Annotated in this window: 4 protein-coding genes and 1 pseudogene; 3 read left to right on the top strand and 2 right to left on the bottom strand. The window is 71.0% G+C overall.

The annotated features are described in order from the left end of the window. Positions 1-211 precede the first annotated feature (211 nt). Positions 212-493, top strand: a complete 282-nt coding sequence (locus ACFWZ5_RS46235) for a hypothetical protein (protein ID WP_384893298.1) — start codon at positions 212-214, stop codon at positions 491-493. Positions 494-499: 6 nt separating this feature from the next. Here ACFWZ5_RS46235 and ACFWZ5_RS46240 read toward each other — a convergent pair whose 3' ends face one another. Next, positions 500-745 (bottom strand): hypothetical protein, encoded by a 246-nt coding sequence (locus ACFWZ5_RS46240; protein ID WP_384893301.1) that lies wholly within the window; start codon positions 743-745, stop codon positions 500-502. A gap of 197 nt (positions 746-942) precedes the next feature. Next, on the bottom strand, positions 943-1,314 hold the full coding sequence (locus tag ACFWZ5_RS46245) for a hypothetical protein (protein ID WP_384893304.1): 372 nt from the start codon (positions 1,312-1,314) through the stop codon (positions 943-945). Positions 1,315-1,423: 109 nt separating this feature from the next. Here ACFWZ5_RS46245 and ACFWZ5_RS46250 point away from each other — a divergent pair, with 109 nt between their 5' ends. After that, on the top strand, positions 1,424-1,648 hold the full coding sequence (locus tag ACFWZ5_RS46250; RefSeq protein ID WP_384893307.1) for an antitoxin MazE7: 225 nt from the start codon (positions 1,424-1,426) through the stop codon (positions 1,646-1,648). Then, positions 1,649-1,882: pseudogene (locus ACFWZ5_RS46255) on the top strand (toxin Doc); the annotation flags it as partial. It lies immediately after the preceding gene.

Consider the following 1,882-nt stretch of genomic DNA (forward strand, 5'->3'; position numbering starts at 1 on the left):
GCGGAGCATACTCGACGCTCGCCCTCTGGAGACCAACTGGCTGATCGCCCATGCCGCGGCCGTCACATGACGGGCAAGCACAGCAAGACGGCGACCAGCGAGCAGGCCAGCGCACGGTCTCATCCCAGGCGAGGAGGGGGCACCTGCAGGACGGAGTGCGCCCGAGCATCTCGGCGAGCGCGGTGATGCTGCGCACGGCTGCCGCGGCGTCGTGCTGAAGGGGGCCGCCGCCGACGAGGCGATCATCGGCGGGCTGCCGGTGCGCTCCCACTCCCTGCGGGTGGGCGCCAACAACGACCTCAAGCGCGCCGGGGTCTCCCGGGCCCGCCGCAACGAAGAGGGCCGCTGGTCGCCGGACTCGACGCTCACCGACACCACCTACACCCGCGCCGATGCCCTGGCCGGCGCGCAGCAGGATGATGTGTTCGAGGCGGTGCCGCTGTACGGGCAGTGGCCGATGGCGGAGTCGCCGAGCACGGCGGCCGGGGCCTGAAGTGAGTCAGGGGTGGAGCTGCAGATACAGGGGGTCAGCGTCGTCCTCGGCGGTATCGAGCACCGGATACGGTCCCGCGCCCCCCATCACGTCGCCCTGCACCTCGCGGAGCGCCTCCAGCGCGTCCGCCACGTCCGGGTGCGTCGCCCCCTTGAAGCGGACGATGTCCATGGCGAGCAGCTGGAACCGGTATCCCAGCTCCAGCGCGGTCATACCCGCGTCGGCGGAAGCGAGCTCAGGCGCAGAATACATAACTGGACAACTGGCCGTGTCCTCCGAAGACACGGTCGGCGCCGTTGAGGACGGGATTTGAGGAGCCTGCCGGACCGCAGTCACAGGGAGGGCTGGGCCGCGGCCGCCTCCTCGATCGCCCGGCGGTGGGTGTCGGAGAGCAGCCGCATCACGGGCAGGGCGAGCTGCTCGGGCAGGCTGGCCCCGTACCTGCTGTCCTAGGCGGTGATGGTGACGGGGCCGTGCCAGAAGGCGCGGTCTCCCTCCGGGTCGAGGAGGGCGTGCATGTGGCGGGCGATGTCGTTGCGCTCGCCCGCGTGCGGAGCCAGGGTCCCCTCGAACAGCAGGACCGGCCGTCCCTGCACCCACTCGGGCGTGTAGGCGTCGTCGCCGGGGGTGAGGACGCGGTGGTGGTAACTGACGAACTGCGGGAGCGATCCGTCCGGCTGGATGAGGACCTTGTTCAGGTGCCGGAGGTGCTCCAGGAGCTTGGCGACCTGGCTGGCGTCGCCAACACGCAGCCGGAAGCGTCGGCAGTAGGCCTTCGCGTCGTCCAGGAACAGATCGGCGTGCCGTCGGCGAGGGGGCATGTCCACTCAACGACCCGACGGGAGCCGGGTTGCGGCCAGGAGGCGAGAGGAGTCGCGCGGAGCGCGGAGCCAGTAGTGCGGGGGCTTCGCGGCGCGGCATACTCGGGGGATGGCCGACATTGAGCTCGATGACCGTATCGTGCACACCTTCGAGGACCTGGCGGCGGACGCCGGACTGTCCGTCCCGGAGTACCTCGCCCGCTTGGCCGAGGAGAAGAAGCGCGAACGCGCCCTGGGCGTCGGCGCCGCGGCGTTCCGCCGCGTGACTACCGAGGCCGCAGCCGCCTTCGACGCCGAGTTCGGCGGGCCGACCTCGACCTCGCGGGCGGCCTGAGTGCCCAGCGAGCACCTGATCGACCACCGGTGGCTCCTGGAGCGCCAGGCCGAGATCCTGCCGGACGACGTGAGCGTCAACGACTTCTCGGTGCTCGTGGGGATGGCCGCCCGCCACAAGGTCGATCCGCCCCGGCACGACAAGGACTCCGACGCGTGGTGGCGGGCCGCAGTGCTCCTTGAGGAGTGTGTGCTGCTGCGCCCGCTGCCTTCCCGCAACGAGCTGTTCGGCTAC

The organism is Streptomyces sp. NPDC059003 (assembly GCF_042740445.1).
Classification (GTDB): Bacteria; Actinomycetota; Actinomycetes; order Streptomycetales; family Streptomycetaceae; genus Streptomyces.

What these genes read in the sequence shown, in the direction of transcription:
- ACFWZ5_RS46245 (WP_384893304.1), bottom strand. Translation starts at nt 1,314, where the DNA reads ATGCCCCCTCGCCGACGGCACGCCGATCTGTTCCTGGACGACGCGAAG.
- ACFWZ5_RS46240 (WP_384893301.1), bottom strand. Translation starts at nt 745, where the DNA reads ATGTATTCTGCGCCTGAGCTCGCTTCCGCCGACGCGGGTATGACCGCG.
- ACFWZ5_RS46250 (WP_384893307.1), top strand. Translation starts at nt 1,424, where the DNA reads ATGGCCGACATTGAGCTCGATGACCGTATCGTGCACACCTTCGAGGAC.